The organism is Dietzia sp. B19 (assembly GCF_014145155.1).
GTDB lineage: Bacteria > Actinomycetota > Actinomycetes > Mycobacteriales > Mycobacteriaceae > Dietzia > Dietzia natronolimnaea.
Genome location: NZ_JAALED010000173.1, coordinates 1 through 1420, shown reverse-complemented (window position 1 = coordinate 1420; position 1420 = coordinate 1). Strand labels below are relative to the sequence as shown.

General features: G+C 71.2%; 2 protein-coding genes. Both read left to right on the top strand.

Annotated features, from left to right (window positions below):
• The coding region (locus G6020_RS06060; protein WP_182609998.1) for a TM0106 family RecB-like putative nuclease at positions 1 to 779 on the top strand (779 nt) is incomplete at its 5' end.
• A gap of 182 nt (positions 780 to 961) precedes the next feature.
• On the top strand, positions 962 to 1420 hold a 459-nt coding region (locus G6020_RS06055), incomplete at its 3' end, for a hypothetical protein (protein WP_206682208.1).

Below are 1420 nucleotides of genomic sequence, written 5' to 3'. Positions count from 1 at the left end.
GCGTCCGCACGGTGGCGGAGCTCGCCGAGGCCGGTCCCGAGCGCCCGCCGGACTGGAACGGCGAACCGTTCTCCGACGCCGTGCTGAGGGCCCGTGCGCACCGCGACGGCGAGGTCGTCGTCCCCAAGGTGGCCCGCCCCGCCATCCCGCGTGCGGACGTGGAGGTGGACGTGGACCTGGAGAGTCACCTGGACGACGGCGCCTACCTGTGGGGGACCCTGCTCACCCTGCGGGACGGGCGTCGCCTCGAGGCCGAGGGCTACCGGCCGTTCGCCACCTGGGCACGGTTGCCGGATCCGGACGAGGGTCGCTCGTTCGCCGAGTTCTGGCGCTGGCTCACCGGCATCCGGGACAGGGCCGAGGGGCAGGGGCGCACCTTCCGCGCCTACTGCTACTCGAGGTCCGCGGAGAACGGCTGGATGCTCTCGACCGCCACCAGGTTCGGGCCGGAGGGCACGGTGGCCGTCGTCAGAGGCGTCCCCTCGGTATCCGAGGTGCGGGGGTTCATCTCCTCTCCCCAGTGGGTCGACGTCCACGAAGCGGTGGCCACCCAGTTCGTCTCCACCTCCGGGCTCGGGCTCAAGGTGGTGGCGCCGGTGGCCGGATTCCACTGGCGTGACCCGGACGCCGGGGGTGAGCAGTCGATCGGGTGGTACCGGGATGCGCAGGCCTCGAGGGGGGTCGAGCGGGATTCCGGCAGGGAGCGCATCCTCGCGTACAACGAGGACGACGTCCGCGCGACCCGGGCTGTGCGGGAGTGGATTTCACGCGGATTCTAATTGAGTTCTCACTGAGAGGGAGCTGTTGCTTCCCTTAAATTCAGGGATATGGTGGGGATAAGGGCGAAAGTTTACGACGCTACCCGATCGTCGCGGCCGGAACCCGAAAGCTGTAGACCATCCCTCACGGGTGTCCCGTCGCGAACCCACGCGGATGCCGCGCCATATAAGGAGACGAACCCATGACGTTCTCGATCCGTAGGGCCGCTGCCGTCGCAGCCGCCACCGCCCTCGCCCTCTCCGGGGCGACCGCCGTCGCCTCCGCCCAGGACGGCACCGGAAGCCTGTCCGCCGACAGCCTCGGAGCCGACAGCCTGGGCACGTTGAGCAGCGGAAGCGAGGGCAGCGGCGACTCGGCCGGCGAGGGCTCCCTCCCGCAGGACCTCGGCTCGCTCATCCTCGAGGCCAACGCCACCGGGGAGGGCTCCCTCGACACCTCGGGCTCCGCCATCTTCGGCGAGCCCTCCACCGGTTCCCTGGCGCCCCTCGCGGGGTCGGTCATCGACGCCGCCGGGTCCATCACCCTGACCGACCCGGCACCCGGCACCGGCTCCGTCGACGCCAGTGGGTCCCTCCTGGACGAGTCGCTCGTCGGTTCGGTCGAGCCGGCCGCGGCGTCGGTCGCCGGCTCGCTCGGGGTC